Below are 23,050 nucleotides of genomic sequence, written 5' to 3' on the forward strand. Positions count from 1 at the left end.
ACATTCCGCCGCGGCTTCGGCGTCAATGTGACCGCTACACTTTCTTGTTCATCGAAGCCCGGCTGCATTGCGGGCGCTCAACAAAAAGGTAGTACAAATGCGAGTTGCTGCACTGGACGACGACGTCGATCAGCTCGACCTCGTCAGGTGCACTTTGCAATCCATCGGGCACGACTGCCACGTCTTCTCGGAAGGGGCCGCACTGCGGCGCGAGCTGCAGCGCGAGACCTTCGACCTCCTGGTCCTGGACTGGCACCTGCCCGACATCACCGGACCGGACATCGTGCGATGGGTCCGGGCCAACCTGCAGGCCCGCATCCCGATCCTCTTCGTGACCAACCGCCACGAAGAGCGCGACGTGGTGGAAGGGCTGAGCGCGGGCGCCGACGATTTCATGGTCAAGCCGGTGCGTGTGGGCGAACTGGCTGCGCGCGTGCGAGCGCTGCTGCGGCGGGCCTACATGGACCCGGCGCCCGAAGAGCAGGTGTGGGGACGCTACCGCTTCGTCATTGCGAGCCGGCAGCTGGAGATCGAGGGCAAGCCGGTCGCGTTGACGCAGAAGGAGTTCGACCTGGCCTTGTTCCTGTTCAGGAACGCGGGGCGCCTGATCTCGCGCAAGCACCTGCTGGAGACGATCTGGGGCGTTGCCAATCCCCCCGGGACCGAGCTCATGTCAAGGTCGCTCGACACGCACATCTCACGCGTGCGAACCGTGCTCGGCCTGCGGCCCGAAAGCGGCTATCGGCTGGCTTCCATCTACGGACAGGGTTACCGCTTCGAAGTGCTCGGCAGCGATGAGAACCATGTCGCGTGAAGGAGCGGCGCGAGCCGCACGTCTTCACGCGAGCTGCATCGGGCGGTGCGTCGCCGCAGCGCTGCTGGCCCTGGTCTTCTCGTCACCGCCCGCCGTCGCTGCCGAGCCGGACCTGGTGCATGCCGTGCAGGCCGGCGAGACGCTCTACGGACTGGCCGAGCAGTACACGGGCCGCTCCGATCGCTGGCCTCTGCTGCAGCAGCACAACAGGATTGCCGATCCGCATCGCATCGAGCCGGGCACCCACGTGCGCATTCCGGCTGCGCTGCTGGTGTTCGCGCCGAGCTTTGCGACCGTGGCGTACGTCACGGGCGAGGTGCACCAGTTCGCCGCGCAGGACATGCAGCCGCAGCCTGTGCAGGCAGGCGACCGACTGCCGGAGGGCACCCGCATCGAAGTCGGGACCGACGGCTACCTTCGCCTTGCGCTGAGTGACGGCTCCGTGGTGCGCGTGCCGGCAAACTCGACGGTGCGGCTCGCCGGCGTGCGACGCCAGGAGACGCTGCAGGCGAACGAAACCCTGATTCAGCTGGATGCAGGCCGGGTCGATGTCTCGGCACAACCGCTGCGCGGCGCAGCGGGCCGCTTCGAGATCCGTACGCCGCTGGCGGTGGCCAGCGTGCGGGGTACCGAGTTCGGCGTTGCCATCCAGCCCGATGCGGGCGTGACCGGCGAGGTCACGCATGGGGCAGTCGATCTCAAGGGGCGCGCGCGCAGTTCGGGGCCGCGTGGCTCGCGCGAGCAGCGGCTGCAGGCAGGAGAGGGCGCGCGCGTGAGCCGTGCCGGCACGGTGGGGGCGGTGCGCCGCCTGCCGGAGGCCCCCGAGCTCGAAACCCTGCCGGCCACCATCACCGATGCCGACTTCGTTCGGCTGCCCCTGCCTTCAGCGCCCGGCGTGGCCGCCTACCGCGTGCGCATCGCGAGGGATGCGGCAATGGAGCAAGTCGTGCGCAACGGCGTGTTCGAGGCCGGTGAGCTGCGGTTCGCCGGCCTCGACGATGGCGACTACACGCTGGGCGCCCGCGGCATGGACGCGGAAGGTCTCTCCGGCCTCGAGAGCACGCGTGCGATCCGAGTCAAGGCGCGGCCGGTCGCGCCACTCTCGCAAGCGCCTGCACCCGGCGCAAGAATCGTCGGCAGCACGGTCGAATTCAGCTGTGCGCAGCCGGCTGGCATCCGGCGCTTCAGGCTGCAGGTCGCCAGCGACGAGTCCTTCAAGGACTTGCGCGTCGACGACGCCGAACTCCGGGAATGCCGCCGCTCGGCCCAGTTGCCCGTGGGGCGCTACTTCTGGCGCGTGGCCTCCGTTGGCGTGGCTTCGGACGGAAAGACCGACCAGGGGCCCTTTGGCGGAGGCCGGCGCTTCGACGTCGTGGAGCCGCCGCCGGTGCCCCCACCGCCCCGGTTCGGCGACGCCGATGGGACGCTGCAGCTCTACTGGTCCGCGCTGCCCGGCTACCGCTACCGCGTCGAGGTGGCGCGCGACAGCGCCTTCGTCGACCTGGTCGGGGCAGAGACGCGCTCCGAAGCCTCCCTGCAGCTCGAGTCGCTTCCGTCCGGCACCTACTACGTGCGGATGCAGGCCATTGCCCCGGAAGGCGACGCGGGGGCCTTCTCGGTGCCGCAGGCGGTGCGCATCGGGCCCGTCCTGCGCGACGCGAGCGGCGGCGCCGTTCATGACGGCGACGGCCGGCCCATCGGCCGGCAGTAGCGCTGCACTGCATCTTCCGCAAAGACGTATTCGCCGCGAATGCCGGGCCGCCGAACCACCGCCTCCTCGTCATCTCGCTTGCCGTGGCGCTGGCTCGAATGGCTGGGACTGGCGATCCTCGTCGCGAGCCTGGTGCTGGTCGTGGACCGCGCAGGCTGGCTGCAGGGTGCGAATCGGTGGCTGCAGGATGCGCTGATGTTCCTGCAGGCGCGGCCGGCCGAGCGCAGCGAGGTGGTGATCGTCGCGATCGACGACAGGAGCATCGCGGCCCTGGGCCGGTGGCCGTGGCGGCGCTCCTTCCATGCCCAGCTCGTCGACCGAATCGACAAGGAGGGGCCTCGCGCCATCGGCATGGACCTGCTCCTGATCGAGCCGGATCTGCGCTTTCCGGCGGACGATGCCGCGCTTGCCGCCGCACTGGGCCGCAGCGGCAAGGTGGTGCTTCCGCTGATGATGCAGAGCCACAACGGCGAGCCTGTCGTGGTGGAGCCGCTGACCGCGCTGCGCCGCCGCGCCGGCGCGCTCGGGCATGTGCACCTGGCCATCGACGACGACGGCGTGGCCCGCAGCGTGTACCTGCGCGAGGGCTTCGCCGGTCGCGAGTGGGACCACTTCAGCGTCGCCATGCGCAAGGTCGCCGAAGGCCGGGGCGACGCAGTGCCTCGCAAGGGCGACGCCGACATGGGCGATGCAGACGGCGTGCCCGCCTGGCAGCGTTCGAACCGGCTGACCATTTCCTTCGCGGGCCCGCCCGGGCATTTCCGGCAGGTGTCCTATGTCGACGTGCTGGACGGCACGGTGGCACCGGGCAGCTTCAAGGGCAAGTACGTGCTGATCGGCGCCACCGCAGCCGGGCTGGGCGACCTGTACGCCACGCCGGTGTCGGATCGCTCGAAGCTCATGTCAGGCGTCGAGCTGTCGGCCAACGTGCTCGACAGTCTCGAGAACGGACGCAGCATGGCGCCGGTGCCTGCGCGGCTGAACGAGGCGTTCAATCTTCTTCCGGCGCTGCTCGCGCTGGCCGGCATGGCTTTCATCGGGCCGCTCGCGGCACTGCTGCTCACGCTGGCGCTGGTGCTGCTGCCGGTGGCAGCCGCCGCGGGCGCCGCGCGCTTCGGCCTGCAGTTCGCGCCGGCCGCGGGCATGCTTGGCGTGGCGGTGGCCTACGGGCTCTGGAGCTGGCGAAAGCTCGACGCCGCCACGCGCTACCTGATGGACGAGTTCGGCCGCTTGCACGCGGACAGCCGCATGGCGGGCGGGTCCGGCACCGCGCTCGGCACCGGCGATTTCGTCGGCCGTCGCATCGATGCGCTGGGACAGGTCGCGCAGCAGCTGAGAAACCTGCACCGCTTCGTGCGCGACAGCCTGGAGGGTCTGCCCGATGCGACGCTGGTGTGCGACAAGGTGGGGACCGTCCTCCTGGCCAACGCGGCGGCGGCGCGGCACTTCGGTGTCGACACCGGCGGCAAGCTGCGAGGCGCGCAGGCGCAGGTGCTGATGGAAGACTTGCTGTCGCGTGCGGATCATTCGCCGGTCGTGACTGCAGAGCGCTTTGGAGCGGGTGCCGAGGCGTTTTCCGCCGCGGCGCGCGATGGTGCCGAGCGCGAGCTGCTGGTGCGGCAGGCTCCTTCCTTCAGCGGCGACGGAGAGCACCTGGGCTGGATCGTCTCGCTCGTGGATGTGACGCCGATGCGCCAGGTGCAGCGCCAGCGCGACGACGCCATGCGCTTTCTCAGCCATGACATGCGCGCGCCGCTCGCTTCCATCCTCGCGCTGCTGAACCTGCAGCGAGAAAATCCCTCGGCGCTCGCGCCAGCGCAGGTCCAGGAGCGCATCGAGCGCCATGCCAGGAAGGCGCTGGGGCTTGCGGACGATTTCACGCAGCTGGTACGGGCGCAGTCGCACAGCTACCACTTCGACGCCTGCAACCTGGTGGACGTGCTGCTCGAATGCGTGGACGACGCGTGGGAAACAACCCGGCGCCGCGGCATCGAGATCGTCATGCTGCCTGCGCCGGACGTGGCGCACAGCCGCATCGACCGGGACCTCGTGGCCAGGGCAATCGCCAATCTCCTGGGCAACGCGCTCAAGTTCTCACCCGCCGGCTCGTCGATCCGCTGCGCCATCGAGCCGCTCCCGCTCGAATGGGCGGTGCTCGTGCAGGACGAAGGACCCGGCATCGACGAGGAGCTTCGGTCGCATCTCTTCGAGCCTTTTGCACGAGGCCGTGCAGGGTTTCACGTCGAGGGTGCGGGCCTCGGGCTGGCCTTCGTCAAGACCGTGGCCCAACGGCATGGAGGCAGGGTGGTGCTGGAGAGCGTGCCGGGGCGGGGCAGCGCATTCCGGCTGATCCTGCCGCGGGCCTGAAGCGAAAGCCAAGCATGGGTAACATGGGTTCCGCACTTCGGAGACCCGCACATGGCCTGGCCGACGCTCTCCCGCGACAAGCAAGCTCCGCGCAGCACCGCGCCGCCAGGCCGGCCGCCTGCGCCGGACAAGCAGCCCGCGATGCCGCCGCGCAAGGCGTGGCTGACCTTCGCCTTGATCCTGCTGGCGAACTACTTCGTGATGCGGTGGCTGTTCCCCGATCCCGACGCGCCGGCGACGGTGCCGTACACGGCCTTCAAGGAACAGGTCGCCAAGGGCAACGTGCAGTCGATCTTCAGCCAGGGCGCCAACATCGAAGGACGCTTCGTCGAGCCGGTGACCTGGCCGCCGCCCGGCGAAGCGCCCGGACCCCGCGCGAAGCAGGCGCCGGTTCCGGTGCAGGTGAAGCCGCATCCGGTGGAGACCTTCAAGACCACGCTGCCGACCTTCGTCAGTCCGGGTCTCGAGACTTTCCTGATCGAGCACAAGGTCGAGATTCGCGCCGATCCCATACAGGCGGGCGGCGGCTGGGCTTCTCTGCTGTTCGGCTTCGGTCCGGCGCTGCTGATCATCCTGTTCTACGTGTGGATGTTCCGGCGCAGCGCCGGCGGCGGCATGGGGCTGATGGGCCTCGGCGGCAGCAAGGCGCGCCGCTATGACCTCGAGACGCAGACCCGCGTCACCTTCGCCGACGTGGCGGGCATCGACGAGGCGGAAAACGAGCTCGTGGAGGTGGTCGACTTCCTGAGGTCGCCCGAGAAGTACACCCGTCTCGGCGGCACCGCACCCAAGGGTGTCCTGCTGATCGGCGCGCCGGGCACCGGCAAGACATTGCTGGCCAAGGCCGTTGCGGGCGAGGCCGGCGTGCCCTTCTTCTCGATGAGCGCGGCGGAGTTCGTCGAGATGATCGTCGGCGTCGGGGCAGCGCGGGTGCGCGACCTTTTCAAGCAGGCGCGCGAGCACGCGCCCTCGATCATCTTCATCGACGAGATCGACTCCATCGGCCGTGCCCGCGGCCAGATCGCGGTCGGCGGCGCGGGCGAGCAGGAGCAGACGCTGAACCAGATCCTCACGGAGATGGACGGCTTCTCGGGACGCGAGGGCATCATCGTGCTGGCCGCCACCAACCAGCCCGACGTGCTCGACCGCGCGCTGTTGCGGCCTGGCCGCTTCGACCGGCGCGTGGTCGTGAACCTGCCCGACAAGAACGGGCGCGAAGCGATCCTGAAGGTCCACACGCGCAAGGTGCCGCTGGCGCGCGATGTCGACCTGTCCAACATCGCGTCCACCACGCCCGGACTGTCGGGGGCGGACCTGAAGAACCTGGTCAACGAGGCTGCGCTGCTGGCGGCGCGGCGCGGCCAGGACGAGGTCGCGCAGAAGGACATCCTGGATGCGCTCGAGAAGATCGTGCTCGGCCCCGAGCGGCCGCTGCTGCTGAGCGCGGAGGATCGCGAGCGCATTGCCTACCACGAGAGCGGGCATGCCATCCTCGGCCTGGTGGTGGCCGGCGCCGACCCGGTGCACCGGGTCACGATCGTGCCGCGCGGGCAGGCCCTGGGCGTGACCTACCAGCGCCCCCAGACCGACCGCTACAACTACCCCGAGGCCTACCTGCGGGCCCGCATCATCGGCATGCTCGGCGGCCGCGCGGCCGAGGAGATCGTCTACGGCAGCCGCACCACCGGCGCGGAAAGCGATATCGAGCAGGCCAGCCAGCTCGCGCGCAACATGGTGACGCGCTGGGGGATGAGCGACAAGCTGGGCATGGTGCAGCTCGCCCCGCGCGAGAACCGTTACCTGGGCGCGGGCTTCGGCGAGGCGCGGCCCTACGGCGAGGAGACGGCGCGTTTGGTGGATGCCGAAGTGCAGGGCATCATCAGCGAGTGCCACGACTCGGCGAAGCGGCTGCTCATCGAGCACCGGCGCGCGCTCGATGCGCTGGTCGCCGCGCTGCTCGAGCGCGAGACCCTCGGCGAGCAGGAAATCCTGGAGGTGACCGGGTTGCCCGGCGCGCCAGAGCTCGAGAACAAGCCATTGCGGTTGGCGAAGGCCGCCGCTTCAATGATGGAGCCCGACCATGAAGGATGACTCACCTGCCATGAACAAGCGCCAGGCCCTGTGGATCCTTGCAGCCGACAGGAACACACCTGACCACGGCGCAGGGCCTGGCCAGGTAGCCACTTCGGAAAGCGAGGCGGCGCCTGAGCCAGCGCCGCCTGGGTTCGTTATCGGACGCGCCCGCGCCGGAACAGGTTGACGATCGCGAGCAGGATGATCGCGCCGATCAGCGAGGCCACGAGCCCCATGATGCTGAAGTCGTTCTGATTGACGGTTGCGGAACCCAGCAGTGGCGCAATGAGCCAGCCGCCGATCATCGATCCGATGATGCCCACCACCACGTTGAGGATCATGCCCTGCTGCGCATCCGTCCTCATGATCATGCTGGCAATCCAGCCAATGATGCCGCCGACGATCAGCCAAATGACAATGTTCATCTTGTTCTCCAGTCAGTAGTAAAAAACTCAGCGGCGGCCGCGCATCGCGCTCACGAGCAGCGCACCCAGGATGGCGCCGCCTGCCGCTGCGATCGCGACGGCACGTCCGGGTTGCTCGGTCATGTATTGGGTGCCTTGCTCGGCGGCTTTGCCCATCTGCTCCTTCGCGGCCGTGAGCTTCTTGCCGGCGGCGTTGACTGCGTTCTGGGCGTACTCCTTTCCGGAGTCGATCACCTGGCGCGCTGCCTGCCTCGCGAGTTCCGCGGCGTTGGCCTTTTCTTCAGCGGTCTGGTTGATCGGCTGCGCCGAACCGGACGACATTGATTCGGGGTAGTTCTCCATGGCGACTCCTTGGATGAAAGGATGAAAAAGACGGTCGACTGACCGGCAGACCCATTGATACGACGCCACGCACCGTTGCCATCGTCGGCGCTCAGGTGCAGCGCGTGTAGGGCGGCGGCCTATTGGGATCGTCGCGCGGCGGGCACCACTTGCGAGGGTGCTCGGGCCGCGCCTGCGGACGTGCTGCGTCCCCTCCTACGCGGGCACATCGAAGCAGCCTCCACCCTGGCTTTCCACCCCTCGAACGACTGAAGGACGCCGCCATGCAAGACCCATCGAAGACGCCGCAGCAGAACACGCCCACGCCGGCGCAGAAAGCCATGAAGCAGGAGTCGAAGACGCCAGCCGAGCGCGGCGACATCGTGGGCCCCAACGATGGGCCCGCGACAACGGCCCGGAATCAGCCGGTGCCGCCCGGCGACGCGGACGCCGGCCCATCCGGAAACCAGGTCAGCTCTGCGGACCGGGCCCGACGCCGGACCGAGGAGTCCGACGGCGAGAACGATTGACGCGCTTTGCGAACTCAGTCCGTACGCCGGCCGATCATCATCAGCAAGGCCGTCAGCGCCATGAGCGTCAACAAGGCGCCAAGCCCCATCGCCGTGGCAGGCAGCCCGAAGAACCCCGTGCTCAGTCCGGCGGCGATGGCCGGTACGCTGAAGGCCAGGTAGCTCAGCACGTAGAAGCCGGCCATCAGCGCGGCACGTTCATGCGGTGCGGCCAGCGACACGAGGCTGCGCAGCGAACCGTTGAAGGCCGAGCCGAAGCCCAGGCCCGCGACGGCAGCGCCGATGAAGAATGCGCCGGTCGAATGCAGCGCAATGCCTGCAAGGCTCGTGACGAGCCCCAGCGTGAGCGCGGCGGCGCCGACGGCGAGCGCCCGGCGCGGCGGCCACTGGCGCACGGCGAGGATGGCCGCCGCGCTGCCGAGCACCATGACCCCGATCAGGCTGCCACCGACCAGGGGCGCATCGTTGCCGGTGACGACGCGCGCCAGGGTGGGTCCGAGCGAGAGATAGAAACCGCCAAGCGCCCATTGCGCCGTATTCACGGGCAGCACCTGCCACAGCATCGGGCGAGCCCGTGGCGGAATCGCGATGCTGGGCCGAAGCGAGCGCCACGCGCCTGGCCGGCGGACGACCGTTTCCGGCAAGTACAGCGCGGCGAGCATCTGCAATGCGAAGACGAGCATCAGCAGATCGAAGACGAGGCGCGTCGGTGAGGGCGCAAACTGCGCCAGCACACTGGTGCCGAACGCGCCTGCCGCCATGCCGACCATCGGAGCCACGCCGTTGACGAGGGGCCCGCGCTCGCGGTGCAGGTCGAGCAGGCCCGCGCTCAGCGCACCGGTCGCGATGCCGGTGGCGACGCCCTGCAGGACGCGCGCCGACAACAGCCATGCGACCGAGTCTGCGCGCCAGAACAGCATCGTCGCGGCAAATTCCAGCACCAATGCGCCCAGGATCACCTCGCGCCGACCGCGGTGATCGGACAGGCTGCCGAAGACCAGCAGGGCGCTCAGCAATGCGAACGAATAGCTCGAGAAGACGACCGTCAGCGTCAGGGCGGAGAAGCCCCACGCTTCGCGGTAGAGCGCGTACAGCGGAGAAGGCGCCGTCGACGCCGCGAGGAAACTGACCAGCAGCGAGGCCTTGAGCCAAAGCGCCCGGCCATGGCCCAGCCGCGTTGAAGGCCAGCCGGCGGCAAAGGGCGGGTGGGCGGTCGGGACGGTCTGCATCGAAGTTCCTCGGGGCTGCACAAAAGCAAAAAATTCGCGTTTGCGGATTGTGAGGGTATGGCGTGCTTAACGCAAATCCTTTGCTTTAAAATGGTTTCATGAGCTCACTCCCTGTTTCCCGCCCCGGTGGGCGCAGCGCCCGCGTCCAGGTCGCGGTTCACACCGCGACGCGTCAACTGATCGATGAGCAAGGCCGCGCATCGGTCACCGTGCCGATGATTGCGGCGCGCGCAGGAGTCACGCCGTCGACGATCTATCGCCGCTGGGGCGACCTCGCGGAGTTGCTCGCCGATGTCGCCGTCGAGCGCCTGAAGCCGGACAGCGAGCCGGTCGACACCGGCACCTTGAAAGGGGACCTGCTCGCGTGGGCCGACCAGTTCCGCGACGAGATGTCCTCGGAGCTCGGGCGCGCGATGGTGCGCGATGTGATCTCTGCGAGAGGCGCGGAGGGCATGGGCGAGCCTTGCCCGTGCGCGCAGTTCGCCCGGAGCCAGCTCGGTGTCATCGTCGAACGTGGCAAGGCGCGCCGGCAGCGGGTTCCTGCGGTCGATGGGCTCATGGACCGCGTGGTCGCGCCCATCGTCTACAGGATGATGTTCGGGCTGCCTGCGGCTTCACAGGCAGACGTTCGCACCTGGGTCGAGGCTTGCCTGAAAGAGGCAGCGCCGGCCGGGCGTCACGCCACCCGCGGCAGGCGCTCCAGCAACTTGTCGAGCGTGATCGGATAGTCGCGCACCCTGACGCCGGTCGCGTTGTAGATGGCGTTGGCCACGGCCGCGGCGACGCCGCAAATGCCAAGCTCGGCAACGCCCTTGGCCTTCATCGGCGAAGAGATCGGGTCCGTTTCGTCCAGGAAGATCACGTCCTGGTGCGGGATGTCGGCATGGACCGGCACCTCGTAGGCCGCGAGGTCGTGGTTGACGAAGAAGCCGTGCCGCTTGTCGAGCGCGAGGTCTTCCATCAGCGCGGCGCCGACGCCCATCGTCATGGCGCCGATCACCTGGCTGCGCGCACTCTTCGGATTCAGAATGCGCCCGCACGCGCACACGGCAAGCATGCGCCGGATGCGGATCTCGCCCGTGCCGGCATCCACGCCGGCTTCCACGAAGTGCGCGCCGAAGGTCGACTGCTGGTACTTCTTGTCGAGGTCCCCGTATTCGATGGCGTCCTCGGCCACCAGGCCGCTCGGTCCGGCGGCCTCGGCGAGCGGGACCACGCGATCGCCGGCGCGCACCATCCCGTCGGTGAAGGCCACATCGGCCGACGACGCAATGCCGAGCTTCTGCACGATCGCCTCGCGCAGCTTCATGCAGGCCGCGTAGACACCCGAGGTGGAATTGTTCGCCCCCCACTGCCCGCCGGAGCCGGCCGAGACCGGGAAGGCCGAGTCGCCAAGGCGCACGAGCACCTTCTGCAGCGGCACGCCCATCGTCTCCGCCGCGGTCTGCGCGATGATCGTGTACGAGCCGGTGCCGATGTCCGTCATGTCGGTCTCCACCGTCACCACGCCGCGGTTGTCCAGGCGCACGCGAGCACCCGACTTCGTGAGCAGGTTGTTGCGGAAGGCCGCCGCCACGCCGATGCCCACCAGCCACCGCCCATCGCGAACCTGGGCCGGCTGGGAATTGCGGCGGTTCCACCCGAAGCGTTCTGCGCCGGTGCGCAAACAGTGGATCAGCTGGCGCTGCGAGAAGGGGCGCTCGGGCTTCTCGGGATCGACCTGCGTGTCATTGAGGACGCGGAACTCGATCGGGTCCAGGCCGAGCTTTTCCGCCATCTCGTCCATCGCGATCTCGAGCGCCATCATGCCCGGCGCCTCACCCGGGGCGCGCATCGCGTTGCCCTCGGGCAGGTCGAGCACCGCGAGCCGCGTGGTCGTCAGGCGGTTCGCACCCGCGTACAGCAGCCGCGTCTGGTTGACGGCGGTCTCGGCCTGGCCATCGGGCAGGTCGCCGGACCAGCCCTCGTGCGCGATCGCGGTGATCTTTCCGTCGCGCGTGGCGCCGATGCGGATGCGCTGGATCGTCGCCGGCCGGTGGGTGGTGTTGTTCATCATCAGCGGCCGCTGCAGCGCCACCTTGACGGGCCGCCGTGCCGCTCGCGCGCCCAGCGCGGCCAGCACCGCATCCGCGCGCACGAACAGCTTGCCGCCGAAGCCGCCGCCGATGAAGGGCGAGACCAGCCGCACATTGGCCTTCGGAATGCCGAGCGTCTTGGCAACGTCGCCGACCCCCCAGTCGATCATCTGGTTCGAGGTCCAGACCGTGAGCTTGTCGCCCTTCCAGGCCGCGATGGAGGCATGGGGCTCCATCATGGCGTGCGACTCGTCCGGGGTGGTGTAGGCCGCGTCCAGCTGCACCGGGGCCGCGGCGTAGGCGGCTGCAAAATCGCCGGCCTTCGTCTCGGGCGGCCCTGCGAACTCGGTCGGCTTGGGCATCTGGGCCGACGCCTTCTGCGCGGCCAGGTCGAAGCGCCCCTCCGAGCGCGTGTACTCGATGCGCACCAGCTGGGCAGCGGCACGGGCCTGCTCGAAGGACCTTGCGACGACCAGCGCCACGGCCTGGTGGTAATGGTCGATCTCTGGCCCGCCCAGCAGCCTGGCCGTGTTGAAGTCGCCCTTTCCGAGCTTGCCGGCGTGGTCCGCCGTGACGATGGCCAGCACGCCGGGCGCCGCGCGCGCGGCGCGCAGATCCATCGAGGCGATTCGGCCTTTTGCAATGCCGGCCCCGACGATGTACCCATAGGCGGCATCGGGTGCCACGTCGTGGCGCTCGTAGGCGTAAGGAGCCGTGCCGGTGGTCTTGAGCGGGCCGTCGATGCGGTCCGTCGGCTTGCCGATCACCTTGAGCTGGTCGATCGGGTTGGTGGTGGCGGGGGTGTCGAACTTCATGGCTCAGGCCCTCGCTTGTGCCAGCACCGCGGCGATCGTGCGCTCCGCCAGCGGCAGCTTGAATGCGTTGTCGTGTGTCGGCTGGGCGCTGGCCAGCAGCCGGGTGGCCACCGCCTCGGCGCCTTGCGGCAGCGCAGCGTCTGCGGCCTCGTCGCGCCACGGCTTGTGCGCGACGCCGCCCAGCGCGATCCGGCCCGCGCCATTGCGCTGCACGATCGCGGCCACCGAGACCAGCGCGAAGGCATACGAGGCGCGGTCTCGCACCTTGCGGTACAGCTGGGTGCCGCCCGCGGGCCGGGGCAGCGTGACCGAGGTGATCAGTTCGCCGCGTTCCAACGTCGTCTCGATGTGCGGGGTGTCGCCCGGCAGCCGATGGAAATCGGCGATCGGGATCACGCGGGCGCGGCCATCGGGGCGCACCGTCTCGACGGTGGCATCGAGGACGCGCATCGCAACCGCCATGTCGCTGGGATGGGTGGCGATGCAGGCCTGACTGCTGCCGACGACCGCGAGTTGCCGGCTCACACCCCCGATCGCGCTGCATCCGCTGCCCGGCTGGCGCTTGTTGCACGGCTGGTCGGTGTCGTAGAAGTAGGGACAGCGCGTGCGCTGCAGCAGGTTCCCGGCGGTGGTCGCCTTGTTGCGCAACTGGCCCGAGGCCCCGGCCAGCAGCGCCCGCGAGAGCACGCCGTAGTCGCGCCGCACGCGCTCGTCGGCGGCCAGCGCCGTGTTGCGCACCAGCGCCCCGATGCGAAGCCCGCCTTCCGGTGTCGGCTCGATCTTGTCCAGTGCGAGGCGGTTCACGTCCACCAGGTGCGTGGGTGCCTCGATCTGCAGCTTCATGAGGTCGAGCAGGTTGGTGCCGCCGGCGATGAATTTCGCGGAGGGGTCGCGGGCCACCGCGGCGGCGGCTTCTGCCGGCGATTTCGCGCGTTCGTAGGTGAAGGGCTTCATGTCTTCACTCCCGCGACTTCCGATACTGCTTCGATGATGTTCGAGTAAGCGCCGCAGCGGCAGATGTTGCCGCTCATGCGTTCCCGCAGTTCGTCGGCAGACAGCAGCGGTCGTGCAGTGAGGTCCGCGCTCGCGTGGCTGGGAATGCCCTGCCGCATCTCGTCGAGCGCGCCCACGGCCGAGCAGATCTGGCCCGGTGTGCAGTAGCCGCACTGGTAGCCGTCGTGCCTGACGAAAGCGGCTTGCAGCGGGTGCGGGTTCGCGGGCGTGCCGAGCCCTTCGATCGTGGTGACCTTGCTGCCTTCATGCATCACGGCGAGCGTCAGGCACGAATTGATGCGCACGCCGTCGACCAGCACGGTGCAGGCGCCGCACTGTCCGTGGTCGCAGCCCTTCTTGGTCCCAGTGAGGTGCAGGTGCTCGCGCAAGGCGTCGAGCAAGGTGGTCCGCGTGTCGAGCGCGAGCTGGCGGGCGGTGCCATTCACCTCGATGGAGAACTTGGCCATCGGCACCGCGCCGCTGGCGGACGCTGCCGTGGCGGCACCGGCTTCAGGGGAGACGCCGGTGGTTGCCGCCGTGGCCGCTCCCACGATCAGCAGGTCACGGCGGGAGATGGTCAGGTCGCTTGGACTGTCCATGGTGTTCGATCCTCGTGGATAGCGCGGCGCGAAACAGCCCGCGGCCGCGAAGGCTCGTCGCCGGTTCCGGCGCAAGGGAGGGGAGGATGAACTGGTCGACCCCGGCAGCCTTGTAGGCCCCCGGCTCACGCAAGAGTAGTCGGCGCGACATCTCCGGTCGCCTCGGAGGTGCTCGACCCCGCGCGACCCTCCCTGCCCAGCCGGCGGATCGATTGCGGCGGCTGCCCGAGCGTTCGCAGGAACGCGCGCCGCATGCGTTCGCGATCGCCGAAGCCGACCTCGTCGGCGATCACGTCCATCGAGAGGCGCCCCTGCTCGAGCCTCAGTCTTGCGGCTTCGACACGCAAGAGCTCGACGGCCTTGGCAGGCGACTGGCCCGTCTCGGTGCTGAAGGCCCGGCTGAACTGCCGCGGGCTGAGGCCCGCGACATCGGCCAGGTCTTCGACGGGCAGCGCCTCGCGCAGATGCGCATTCGCGTAGTCGAGCGCCTTCTGGATCCGGTCGGACTTCGGCTCGAGCTCGAGCAGTGCCGAAAACTGCGACTGCCCGCCCGTGCGGCGGTGATAGACGACGAGCTTGCGCGCGACCGTGCGGGACACGTCCTTGCCGAAGTCCTTCTCGATCATGGCAAGCGCCAGGTCGATGGTGGCCGCCATGCCGGCCGAGGTCCAGATCGGGCCGTCGACGACGAAGATCTGGTCTTCCTCGACGGCCACCTTCGGAAAGCGGCGCTGCAGGTCGCGCGCGAAGCGCCAGTGGGTCGTCGCCCGGCGACCGTCCAGTACACCGGCTTCGGCAAGGAGGAAGGCGCCGGTGCAGGGCGCTGCGACCCGCCTCGAGGTGTCGAGCGCGCGCTTGACGAAGGCCAGCAATCCGGGCGAGCTCAAGTCGGTCTCGAGACCGGAGCCGAACATGACCGTGTCGAAGACGGCGTCGCCGAAAGGCTGGGTCTCGACACGAAACCCTGCGGATGCGGCGACGAGCCCGCCCGTTTCCGACAGCAGGGTCACCTCGTACGCCGGCTCTTCGACCACGAGGTTGGCCGTCTCGAAGGCTGTGACGGCGGCGAAGCCCAGCAGGTAGAAGTTGGGAAAGACGACGAATCCGATCCTGTGCATGTGCCACTCCGTGCGATGTCTCGAATCTGCAGTATTTACGACATTTGAGACATGGGCAAGCGCGCCTATTCTCAGGACTCTTCTCCATCGAAACCACCGAAAGTTGATCGATATGGACCGTCGACTCCTCATGCTGGCGCTTGGCATGTTCGCCATGGGAACGGACAACTTCGTTGTCGCCGGAATCCTTCCGGGCGTCGCCCAGTCACTTCACACCACGGTCAGTCTGGCCGGCCAGATGGTGACCGTCTACGCGCTTTCCTACGCCGTCATGGCGCCTGTGATGGCCGCGGTCGCCGGAGGGTGGCCGCGCAAGGTTCTGCTGGTCGCTGCACTGGGGGTCTTCGTTGCGGGCAATGTCATCAGCGCCCTCGCGACCGACCTGAACACCGTGCTGTTGAGCCGCGTGATCGCTGGCCTGGGTGCCGCCATGTTCGCACCCACGGCACTCGGCGTGGCCACTGCGCTGGCGGAGCCGGCAAGGCGAGGGCGTGCACTCGCCACCGTGACTGCCGGCCTGGCCGGCGCCACCGCACTTGGCGCGCCGATCGGCACCTTCATCGGAGGGTTCGGAAGCTGGAGAGCCACGCTGTGGTTCGTTGCAGTCCTGGGGCTCGCCGCGATGATCGGCGTCTGGACGATGCTCCGCTCCGTTCCCCAGCCTGCGCGCATCGCCTTGCGGGACCGGCTGGCACCGCTACGCGACATCCGCATCGCGCTGACCCTGCTGACCTCCCTGTTCGCCTTCGGCGGATTCCTGATGGTCTATACCTACGCAGGGCTCGTGCTGCGGCGCGTGACCGGCGGCGATGAACGCGTGCTTGCCGGCATGCTTCTGTTCTGGGGCATCGCAGCGACGATCGGGAACATGCTGGCGGGCCGGCTGGTCGATCGCTTCGACAGCCGCAGGATCGTCAACGCCGGCCTGCTCATCGGAATCGTCAACTTCTGTGCCTTGCCGTGGACCGCCGCCCATCCGGCCACCACCCTCATCGCGCTGGTGATCTGGGGCGTGTGCGGATGGGGCCTCCTCGTGCCCCAGCAGCACCGGCTCGTGAAGATCGCGCCCGAGGTCGCGCCGCTGCTGCTCGCCCTGAACAACACGGCCACCTATGGCGGGCTCGCCTGCTCGGGCGTCATCGGCGGCGTCGTGCTCCTGTACCTGGACCCGCAATACCTCAGCCTGGTCGGAGCCGGCCTGATCGCGATCGCCTTCATGCTCGCCGAGGCGGCCCATCTCTACATCCGGCGCGAGCGCGTCGTCAACCATGCGGCGCAAGGCAGGGCGCACGGCACGGCATGACCGATCGCCCGCACTGCTGATGACCCATGACACTCGGAGCCGCGAACCGCCGGGCTCCAGGCATCCGGTCAGCAGGAATGCAAGCACGACGCAGCCTGCGAAGCTGCTCGCTGTTTTCGTCGTCGACTCGAACGACAGGGCACTCACCACACCCGACAACTGATCACTGAAGCAAAGGAAATTCAATATGAGCAAGCGTCTCGATTACAACCAGGTCGCGCCGGCCGGCGCCAAGGCCCTCGGGGGCGTGTACGGCTACGTGACGCAGAGCGGCCTCGCGCCCGCGCTGGTCGACCTCGTCTATCTGCGCATCTCGCAGATCAACAACTGCGCCTACTGCCTCGACATGCATACCCGCGAACTGCTGAAGAAGGGGCTGAAGGTCGAAAAGCTGGCGCTGGTGCAGGCGTGGGCCGAAGGCGGAAGCCTGTTCGACGAACGCGAGCGTGCCGCCCTGGCCTGGGCCGAAACCGTGACGCGCGTGGCAGAGACCGGCGTGCCCGACGAGGCCTACCAGGCGGCGCGTGCGATCTTCAGCGAGCGGGAACTGGTGGATCTCACGATCGCGATCAGCCTGATGAATGCCTACAACCGCATGGCGATCAGCTTTCGCAACACGCCAGCGGCAGTGCTCGAGGCCTGAAGCAGTCCCGCATCGGACCGGCGAAGCGGTAGACGGCGCCGTTAACATGAAAGGCCGAATTCCGGAGTGCAGCACATGGCCTTGCCCACGACCCTCGACATTCCCACCGGCAACGGCCGGCTGCCCGTGCTCGGCCTGGGCACCTGGCGCTTCGGGGAGGACCCCACCGAGCGGCGCGCGGAAGTCGCCGCAGTGCGCTCGGCCCTCGCGATGGGCTACCGCCTCATCGACACGGCCGAGATGTATGGCGAGGGCAGTGCCGAGGAGGTGGTGGGCCAGGCCATCGCCGAGGCGCTGCGCGCCGGCGACGTGACGCGCGAGCAGCTCTTCGTCGTCAGCAAGGTCTATCCGCACAACGCCAGCCGCAAGGGCACGCCGGCCGCTTGCGCGCGCAGCCTGGCGCGGCTCGGGCTGGACCGCATCGACCTGTACCTGCTCCACTGGCGTGGCGAGCATCCGCTTGCCGAAACCTGCGACGCGATGCGCCAGCTCGTGGCCGACGGCCGCATCGCGCACTGGGGCGTCAGCAACTTCGACACCGACGACATGGAGGAGTTGGCCACGGTATGCGGGGGTCGGCTCGACTGCGCAGCGAACCAGGTCTACTACTCGCTGACCGAGCGCGGGCCGGAGTTCAGCCTGCTGCCGTGGCAACGCCAGCGCGGCATGCCGATGATGGCCTACAGCCCGATCGACCAGGGTGCCTTGGCCGGCGACGCGGGCCTGAAGAAGATGGCCCAGCGGCTGGGCGTGACTGCGGCGCAGCTTGCGCTGGCCTGGGTGATCGCGCAGCCTGGCGTGGTCGCCATCCCGAAGGCCGTGCGCGAATCGCATCTGCGCGAGAACCTGGCCGCCGCCGACCTGCGGCTCAGTGCGGACGACCTCGCGGAGATCGACCGCTTGCACCCGCCTCCGCGGCGCAAGAAGCCGCTGGCGATGATCTGACGCAGGCCGGGGCGCGGCGCCGGCGCTTGATGCACGCGCGTCTTGCCCGCCGTCGGCACTCGCGTTCTCTCAGTGCGCCTCGGCCTGCTTGGCCGCAGCGATCACCGCGCCTTCGTCGTGCTTCGCGCCGTTGAGGAACAGGTTCAGCAGCACCGCCGCCATCGACGCCAGCAGGATGCCGGACTCCACCAGCGAGTGGATCGCGTGCGGCATCCACTGCTTGAAGTTGGGAGCGATCAGCGGAATCATGCCGACGCCGATCGACACCGCGACGATCATCGCGTTGTGGCGGTTGCCCTTGAAGTCCACGCCCGAGAGGATGCGGATGCCGGTGGCCGCGACCATGCCGAACATCACCAGGCCCGCGCCGCCCAGCACCACCGTGGGCAGCGACTCGACCAGCGCGGCCATCTTGGGCAGCAGGCCCAGCACGATCAGGATCACGCCGCCGGCCACGCAGACGAAGCGGCTCTTGATGCCGGTGACGGCCACCAGCCCGACGTTCTGCGAGAAGCTCGTGTAGGGAAAGGTGTTGAACACGCCGCCGATCAGCGTGCCCAGGCCGTCGGTGCGCAGGCCGCGCGCCAGGTCTTTCTGACCGATGCTGCGGCCGGTCATTTCCCCGAGCGCAAGGAACATGCCGGTGGACTCGATCATCACGACGATCATGATCAGCGTCATGGTGAGGATGAGGATCGGGTCGAACTGCGGCATGCCGAAATGGAAGGGCAGCACCACGTCGACCCAGGCGGCCTTGGCCACCTTCTCGAAGGTCATGAAGCCGAAGAGCGTGGCGACGACCGCGCCGATCACGATGCCCAGCAGCACCGAGATGTTGGCGACGAAGCCCTTGGCGTACTTGACGATCACCAGGATCGACACGAGCACCAGCGCAGCGATGCCCAGGCCGCCGAGATCGGCGTACTTCGGATTCGGGACCGAAGGCACGATGGCCAATCCCTTGGGAATCGGCGGCACCGAGCTGCCGGGCGAGGTGACCTCGGCCAGCCACTTCGCGTAGACCGGGTCGACGAGCGCCGGCGCGGTCGGACCCACGGGGTTGCCGAAGATCCAGTTGATGCCCACACGCATCAGGCTGATGCCGATCACCGCGATGATGGTGCCGGTCACCACCGGAGGAAAGAAGCGCAGCATGCGCGAGACCAGCGGCGCGATCAGGATCGAGATCACGCCTGCGCCGATGATGGCGCCGAACAGCAGCTGCGCTCCGTTCTGGCCAGGGTTGGCGTTCGCGATCGCGACCATGGGCGCGACCGAGGCAAAGGTCACGCCCATCATCACCGGCAGCTTGATGCCGAACCATTGCGTGGCGCCCAGCGCCTGGATCAGCGTCGCGATGCCGCAGCAGAACAGGTCGGCCGAGATCAGCAATGCGACCTCGTCAGGGCTGAGCTTGAGCGCGCGGCCGACGATGAGCGGCACGGCCACTGCGCCGGCGTACATCACCAGCACGTGCTGCAGGCCGAGGACGGTGAGCTTGCCGGCGGGCAGGCGCTCGTCAACGGGGTGGACGGGGGTAGGGGAAGCAGTCATGCAGGAAGCTCCTGGCGGATGGCGAGTGGCAAGCCAGGCTGGTTTGCAGCGGCTCACAGGTTTGTACGCCAAACTGTATACAAAATATCGTGATGACTGTATGGCGGAAAACCCGGGCCCCTTGGGGGCTGTTCAGTTTCGGGAACTGGTGCGGCGTATGGCGTGCTTGGGTGCGGGTGCGGGTGCGGGTGCGGGTACGGGGTGCGTGGTTCCTGCGCGGGCGCGGAGGCGTGCGGTATGCCCTGGGCCGGCCGACGTCGCCGGCCGCTTCGCGGCTGCCCTGCGCTGCTCGCGTCAGGCGGGGTCCGCGCAAACTCGCCTTCGGCTCAAACACGCGCGGCCCTGATCCGCCTGCCGCTGCGCTGCTCGGCGGCGCCTCAACGGCCAGCCCAGGGCATACCGCACGCCTCCGTGGACAGGTCCGGTGCCCTCAACCCGTCCTCTCCTCCGGGAGAGACGGCCAGGGTGAGAGCACCGGACCTCCAAGGTGCACGCAAAGCCCGAACACCCCCAAGCCCGGTATGCGGTGTGGGCCGGGCGACCCCTCTGCGGCGCCGAGGAGCGCAGCCTTTCGCGGATCAGGGCTCGCGATTGTCTGAGCGAAGCGAGTTCGAGCGAGACCCCGCGAAAGGCGAGCACCGCAGGGAAGCCCCGAAGGGGCCGCCGCAGTGGGGTCGACCGGCCCGCACCGCATGCCGGGCGTGCGTCCAACGACCTGCATTCCCGTGCAGCAAAAGACAAGCATTCAAACAGACAACGACCCGAGCCGCTCCACCACCATGTCATGCAATCCCTGCGCCGCCGCCGACAAGCTGCCCTCGCGCCGCTGCACCAGGTAGATGCGCCGCGTCAGCTGCGGCAGCGCCAGCGGCCGGATCGCGATCGTCTCGCGCCTGAACTGGTAGAGCGTGAGCGTGGGCACCACGCTGATGCCGAGGCCCGCCTCGACCATGCCCATCACCGTGGCCAGTTGCTCGACCTCCAGCACGGTGTTCATCGCCAAGGGATGAAGCGCGACCTCGAGCGCCTGCCGCACGCTGCTGTTGCGCGTCATGTGGATGAAGGAGAAGGGCTGCAGCTTGCGCAGCGTGAGCCGTGGTTCTGTCGCCAGCGGGTGATCGGCGCGGCACACCAGATGGAAGCGGTCGGTGCACAGCACCCGCATGCGCAGCTCCGCGAGGTCGGCCGCGCGGCTGCCCGCGGCGGCCAGGGCGAAGTCGGCTAGGCCGCCGCGCACGAGGTCGATGCAGGCGTCCGACAGCTGGTCGCTCAGCTGCAGCTCGATGCCGGGCCATTGCCCGTGAAAGTCAGAGAACAGCGTGGGTAGCCAGCCGGCCGCCAGCGAGGGCAGGGCGGCGACGTGCACGCGGCCCTTGCGCCGCTCCACGTGGTCGCCGAGGTCGCCGATCGCGCGCTCGACATCGGCCAGCAGCCGCCGCGCCGAGGCTTCGAACAGACGGCCCTCGGGCGTGAGCTGCACGCTGCGCGTGTTGCGGTCGAACAGCCTCGCGCCCACCTCCTGCTCCAGCGACCGGATGAGCGTGCTGAAGGCCGGCTGCGACAGATGGCAGGCCTGCGCGGCGCGGGTGAAGTTGGGGAGGTCGACCAAAGCAACGAAGGCGCGCAGCTGGCGGGTGGAAAGCTCCGTGGCAGCCATGATTCGTCTGTTCCTCTATTGATCTGGAAATCGAATAAGCCGATCCGAAGTTTCGATTTTACGGATCACCGCGGAGTGCCTACATTCACTTCACGACATGAGACACCCATGAGCCCATCGCCCGCCCCCTCCCTGCTCATCGGCTGCGCCGCCGGCTTCTCGGGTGACCGCACCGACGCTGCAGTCGCCGTCGTTGACACGCTCGTCGCCCGGCTTGCCCGCGGGCCTGCAGGCCAGCGCGGCTTCCTCATTTTCGAAACGCTCGCCGAGCGCACGCTGGCCCTGGCGCAATTGCGCCGCCGCGCTGATCCCGAAGCGGGCTACGAGCCCCTGCTCGAAGCCATGCTGCGCCCGGTGCTGGCGCGTTGCCTCGCGCACGGCATCCGCATCGTCAGCAACTTTGGCGCTGCCCACCCGCGTGCGGCGGCGCGCCGTATCGCTCGCCTGGCCCGCGAGCTCGGCGCGCCGGCACCGCGTGTTGCGGTGGTGGAGGGCGACGATCTCTCGGGCCCCTCGCATCGCGCCTTGTTGCGCGAGCAACTGGGCTCGGCGATGGACGGAATGCGCGTGGTCAGCGCCAACGCTTATATCGGCGCGGAGCCGATCGCCGCCGCGCTCGATGCCGGCGCGCAGATCGTGGTCTGCGGGCGCGTGGCCGATCCCTCGCTCACGGTGGGTCCTGCGATGTCGCATTTCGGCTGGCGCGCCGACGACTGGCAGCGCCTCGGCCGCGCCACCATGGCCGGCCACCTGCTCGAATGCGGCGCGCAGGCCTGCGGCGGCTACTTTGCCGACCCGGGCTACAAGGATGTCCCGGGACTGGATTCGATCGGCTTCCCGATCGCCGAGATCGACGCCGATGGCGGGTGCACGCTCGGCAAGGCCGAGGGCACCGGCGGCTTCGTGAGCCAGGCCACGGTGAAGGAGCAGCTGCTCTACGAGGTGCACGACCCCGCGGCCTATCTCACACCCGACGTGGTGGCCGACATCGGCGAGGCCGAGGTGTGCGCCGCCGGTGCGGATCGCGTCACGCTGTCGGGCGTGCGCGGCCACGCGCGCCCGGCGCACTACAAGGTCAACGTCTGCTACGAGGGCGGCTGGCTGGCCGAGGGCGAAATCTCCTATGCCGGCGCACGCGCCGAGGGCCGCGCCAGGCTCGCGGCCGATATCCTGCGCAGCCGCCTCGCCGGCTTGCAATTGCGCGTCGACCTGATCGGTGCCATCAGCATCCTGGCCGACGACGCCGGCCGCGCACTGTCGGCCACGCCCGCGGGCAGCGCGCGCGATGTGCGGCTGCGAGTGGCGGCGGTGCACGATGAACGCACGCAGGCCGAGCGGCTCACGCGCGAGGTGATGGCGCTCTACACCTGCGGTCCGGCCGGCGGCGGCGGCGTGCGCACCGCGCTCACGCCGCGCCTCAACATCCACTCGTGCCTGCTGCCTCGCGAGCTGGTGCCGGTGCGCTTCGAAATGCTCGAGGAGGAGCAGCCATGACAGGCACGCAGCCGCTGCATCGCGTCCCGCTGTTCCGCGCGGCCCATGGCCGCACCGGCGACAAGGGCGACCGCTCGAACATCAGCGTGATCGCGTGGCATCCGGAGCTCTATCCGTTGCTGGTCGAGCAGATCACCCAGGAGGCCGTGGCCGCGCAGTTTCGCCACCGCGCGCCCAGCCGCGTGCAGCGCTTCTTGCTGCCACGCCTCGGCGCCATGAACTTCGTGCTCGACGGCGTGCTGGATGGCGGCGTCAACGATGCGCTCAACCTCGATGCACACGGCAAGGCGTTGTCCTTCCTGCTGCTGGACATGCCGCTCGAGGTCCCGGATTCGCTGCTGCACCGGCTGGTCGGCCCACCCGAAGGCTGAGCGCCACGCCCGT

At 68.8% G+C, this 23,050-nt stretch carries 20 protein-coding genes and 1 pseudogene; 12 read left to right on the forward strand and 9 right to left on the reverse strand.

The features are described from left to right. The first annotated feature begins 97 nt into the window (after positions 1-97). From E5CHR_RS11380 to ftsH, 4 genes are read left to right on the forward strand one after another with little or no spacing between them, the layout of a single operon-like run. Positions 98-814 (forward strand): response regulator transcription factor, encoded by a 717-nt coding sequence (locus E5CHR_RS11380; RefSeq protein WP_162579771.1) that lies wholly within the window; start codon positions 98-100, stop codon positions 812-814. Beyond that, a complete protein-coding gene (locus tag E5CHR_RS11385) occupies positions 804-2,525 on the forward strand; it encodes a FecR domain-containing protein (RefSeq protein ID WP_162579772.1) in 1,722 nt (573 codons plus the stop codon). Before E5CHR_RS11380 ends, E5CHR_RS11385 begins: the two co-directional genes overlap by 11 nt. Positions 2,526-2,564: 39 nt before the next feature. Then, complete coding sequence (locus tag E5CHR_RS11390) at positions 2,565-4,892, forward strand: CHASE2 domain-containing protein (protein WP_162579773.1); 2,328 nt, start codon at positions 2,565-2,567, stop codon at positions 4,890-4,892. 51 nt (positions 4,893-4,943) lie between these two features. Next, entirely contained in the window at positions 4,944-6,983 is a 2,040-nt protein-coding gene (gene ftsH, locus E5CHR_RS11395) for an ATP-dependent zinc metalloprotease FtsH (protein WP_162579774.1), read from the forward strand. A gap of 137 nt (positions 6,984-7,120) precedes the next feature. Here the strand turns inward: ftsH and E5CHR_RS11400 are convergent, their stop codons facing one another. Together E5CHR_RS11400 and E5CHR_RS11405 are read right to left on the reverse strand one after the other, a co-directional pair. Next, positions 7,121-7,390 carry a GlsB/YeaQ/YmgE family stress response membrane protein gene (locus E5CHR_RS11400; RefSeq protein WP_162579775.1) on the reverse strand — a complete coding sequence of 90 codons (270 nt, stop codon included), beginning with the start codon at positions 7,388-7,390 and terminating at the stop codon, positions 7,121-7,123. Between the two features lie 27 nt (positions 7,391-7,417). Beyond that, positions 7,418-7,732: a hypothetical protein gene (locus tag E5CHR_RS11405; protein ID WP_162579776.1), complete on the reverse strand. Its 315-nt coding sequence runs from the start codon at positions 7,730-7,732 to the stop codon at positions 7,418-7,420. A 263-nt stretch (positions 7,733-7,995) separates the two neighbouring features. Between E5CHR_RS11405 and E5CHR_RS11410 the strand changes: the two genes are divergently transcribed. Next, positions 7,996-8,241 (forward strand): hypothetical protein, encoded by a 246-nt coding sequence (locus tag E5CHR_RS11410; protein WP_162579777.1) that lies wholly within the window; start codon positions 7,996-7,998, stop codon positions 8,239-8,241. A gap of 14 nt (positions 8,242-8,255) precedes the next feature. Here E5CHR_RS11410 and E5CHR_RS11415 read toward each other — a convergent pair whose 3' ends face one another. Next, entirely contained in the window at positions 8,256-9,470 is a 1,215-nt protein-coding gene (locus E5CHR_RS11415) for an MFS transporter (protein WP_162579778.1), read from the reverse strand. A gap of 98 nt (positions 9,471-9,568) precedes the next feature. On the opposite strand from E5CHR_RS11415, the gene E5CHR_RS11420 reads away from it, so the two are divergent. Then, complete coding sequence (locus E5CHR_RS11420) at positions 9,569-10,198, forward strand: TetR/AcrR family transcriptional regulator (protein WP_162579779.1); 630 nt, start codon at positions 9,569-9,571, stop codon at positions 10,196-10,198. Here E5CHR_RS11420 and paoC read toward each other — a convergent pair. The 4 genes from paoC to E5CHR_RS11440 form a co-directional block, all read right to left on the reverse strand. Beyond that, a complete protein-coding gene (gene paoC / locus E5CHR_RS11425; RefSeq protein WP_162579780.1) occupies positions 10,147-12,360 on the reverse strand; it encodes an aldehyde oxidoreductase molybdenum-binding subunit PaoC in 2,214 nt (737 codons plus the stop codon). The genes E5CHR_RS11420 and paoC overlap by 52 nt on opposite strands. A 3-nt stretch (positions 12,361-12,363) precedes the next feature. After that, a complete protein-coding gene (locus E5CHR_RS11430) occupies positions 12,364-13,314 on the reverse strand; it encodes an FAD binding domain-containing protein (RefSeq protein WP_162579781.1) in 951 nt (316 codons plus the stop codon). Then, positions 13,311-13,952: an aldehyde dehydrogenase iron-sulfur subunit PaoA gene (paoA, locus tag E5CHR_RS11435; protein WP_162579782.1), complete on the reverse strand. Its 642-nt coding sequence runs from the start codon at positions 13,950-13,952 to the stop codon at positions 13,311-13,313. The genes E5CHR_RS11430 and paoA overlap by 4 nt, the downstream gene beginning before the upstream one ends. A 125-nt stretch (positions 13,953-14,077) precedes the next feature. After that, on the reverse strand, positions 14,078-15,070 hold the full coding sequence (locus E5CHR_RS11440; RefSeq protein WP_162579783.1) for a GlxA family transcriptional regulator: 993 nt from the start codon (positions 15,068-15,070) through the stop codon (positions 14,078-14,080). A 112-nt stretch (positions 15,071-15,182) separates the two neighbouring features. Here E5CHR_RS11440 and E5CHR_RS11445 point away from each other — a divergent pair, with 112 nt between their 5' ends. From E5CHR_RS11445 to E5CHR_RS11455, 4 genes and pseudogenes are all read left to right on the forward strand, one after another. After that, positions 15,183-16,373, forward strand: coding sequence for an MFS transporter (locus E5CHR_RS11445; protein ID WP_162579784.1), 1,191 nt, complete (start codon positions 15,183-15,185; stop codon positions 16,371-16,373). A gap of 43 nt (positions 16,374-16,416) precedes the next feature. Continuing rightward, a pseudogene (locus tag E5CHR_RS31730) lies at positions 16,417-16,536 on the forward strand (cupin domain-containing protein); the annotation flags it as partial. A gap of 24 nt (positions 16,537-16,560) precedes the next feature. Beyond that, positions 16,561-17,016, forward strand: coding sequence for a carboxymuconolactone decarboxylase family protein (locus E5CHR_RS11450; protein WP_162579785.1), 456 nt, complete (start codon positions 16,561-16,563; stop codon positions 17,014-17,016). 75 nt (positions 17,017-17,091) lie between these two features. Continuing rightward, the gene (locus E5CHR_RS11455) at positions 17,092-17,961 is read left to right on the forward strand and encodes an aldo/keto reductase (RefSeq protein ID WP_162579786.1); all 870 of its coding nucleotides are present in this window, start codon (positions 17,092-17,094) and stop codon (positions 17,959-17,961) included. 69 nt (positions 17,962-18,030) lie between these two features. On the opposite strand, the gene E5CHR_RS11460 is transcribed toward E5CHR_RS11455, so the two are convergent. After that, positions 18,031-19,515, reverse strand: a complete 1,485-nt coding sequence (locus E5CHR_RS11460; protein ID WP_162579787.1) for a nucleobase:cation symporter-2 family protein — start codon at positions 19,513-19,515, stop codon at positions 18,031-18,033. Positions 19,516-20,260: 745 nt separating this feature from the next. Beyond that, complete coding sequence (locus E5CHR_RS11465) at positions 20,261-21,172, reverse strand: LysR family transcriptional regulator (RefSeq protein WP_162579788.1); 912 nt, start codon at positions 21,170-21,172, stop codon at positions 20,261-20,263. A 108-nt stretch (positions 21,173-21,280) separates the two neighbouring features. Here E5CHR_RS11465 and E5CHR_RS11470 point away from each other — a divergent pair, with 108 nt between their 5' ends. Next, on the forward strand, positions 21,281-22,666 hold the full coding sequence (locus E5CHR_RS11470) for an acyclic terpene utilization AtuA family protein (RefSeq protein ID WP_162579789.1): 1,386 nt from the start codon (positions 21,281-21,283) through the stop codon (positions 22,664-22,666). Then, entirely contained in the window at positions 22,663-23,037 is a 375-nt protein-coding gene (locus tag E5CHR_RS11475) for an AtuA-related protein (protein WP_162579790.1), read from the forward strand. The genes E5CHR_RS11470 and E5CHR_RS11475 overlap by 4 nt, the downstream gene beginning before the upstream one ends. Positions 23,038-23,050 lie beyond the last annotated feature (13 nt).

Origin of the sequence: Variovorax sp. PBS-H4 (genome assembly GCF_901827205.1) — a bacterium.
GTDB lineage: Bacteria > Pseudomonadota > Gammaproteobacteria > Burkholderiales > Burkholderiaceae_C > Variovorax.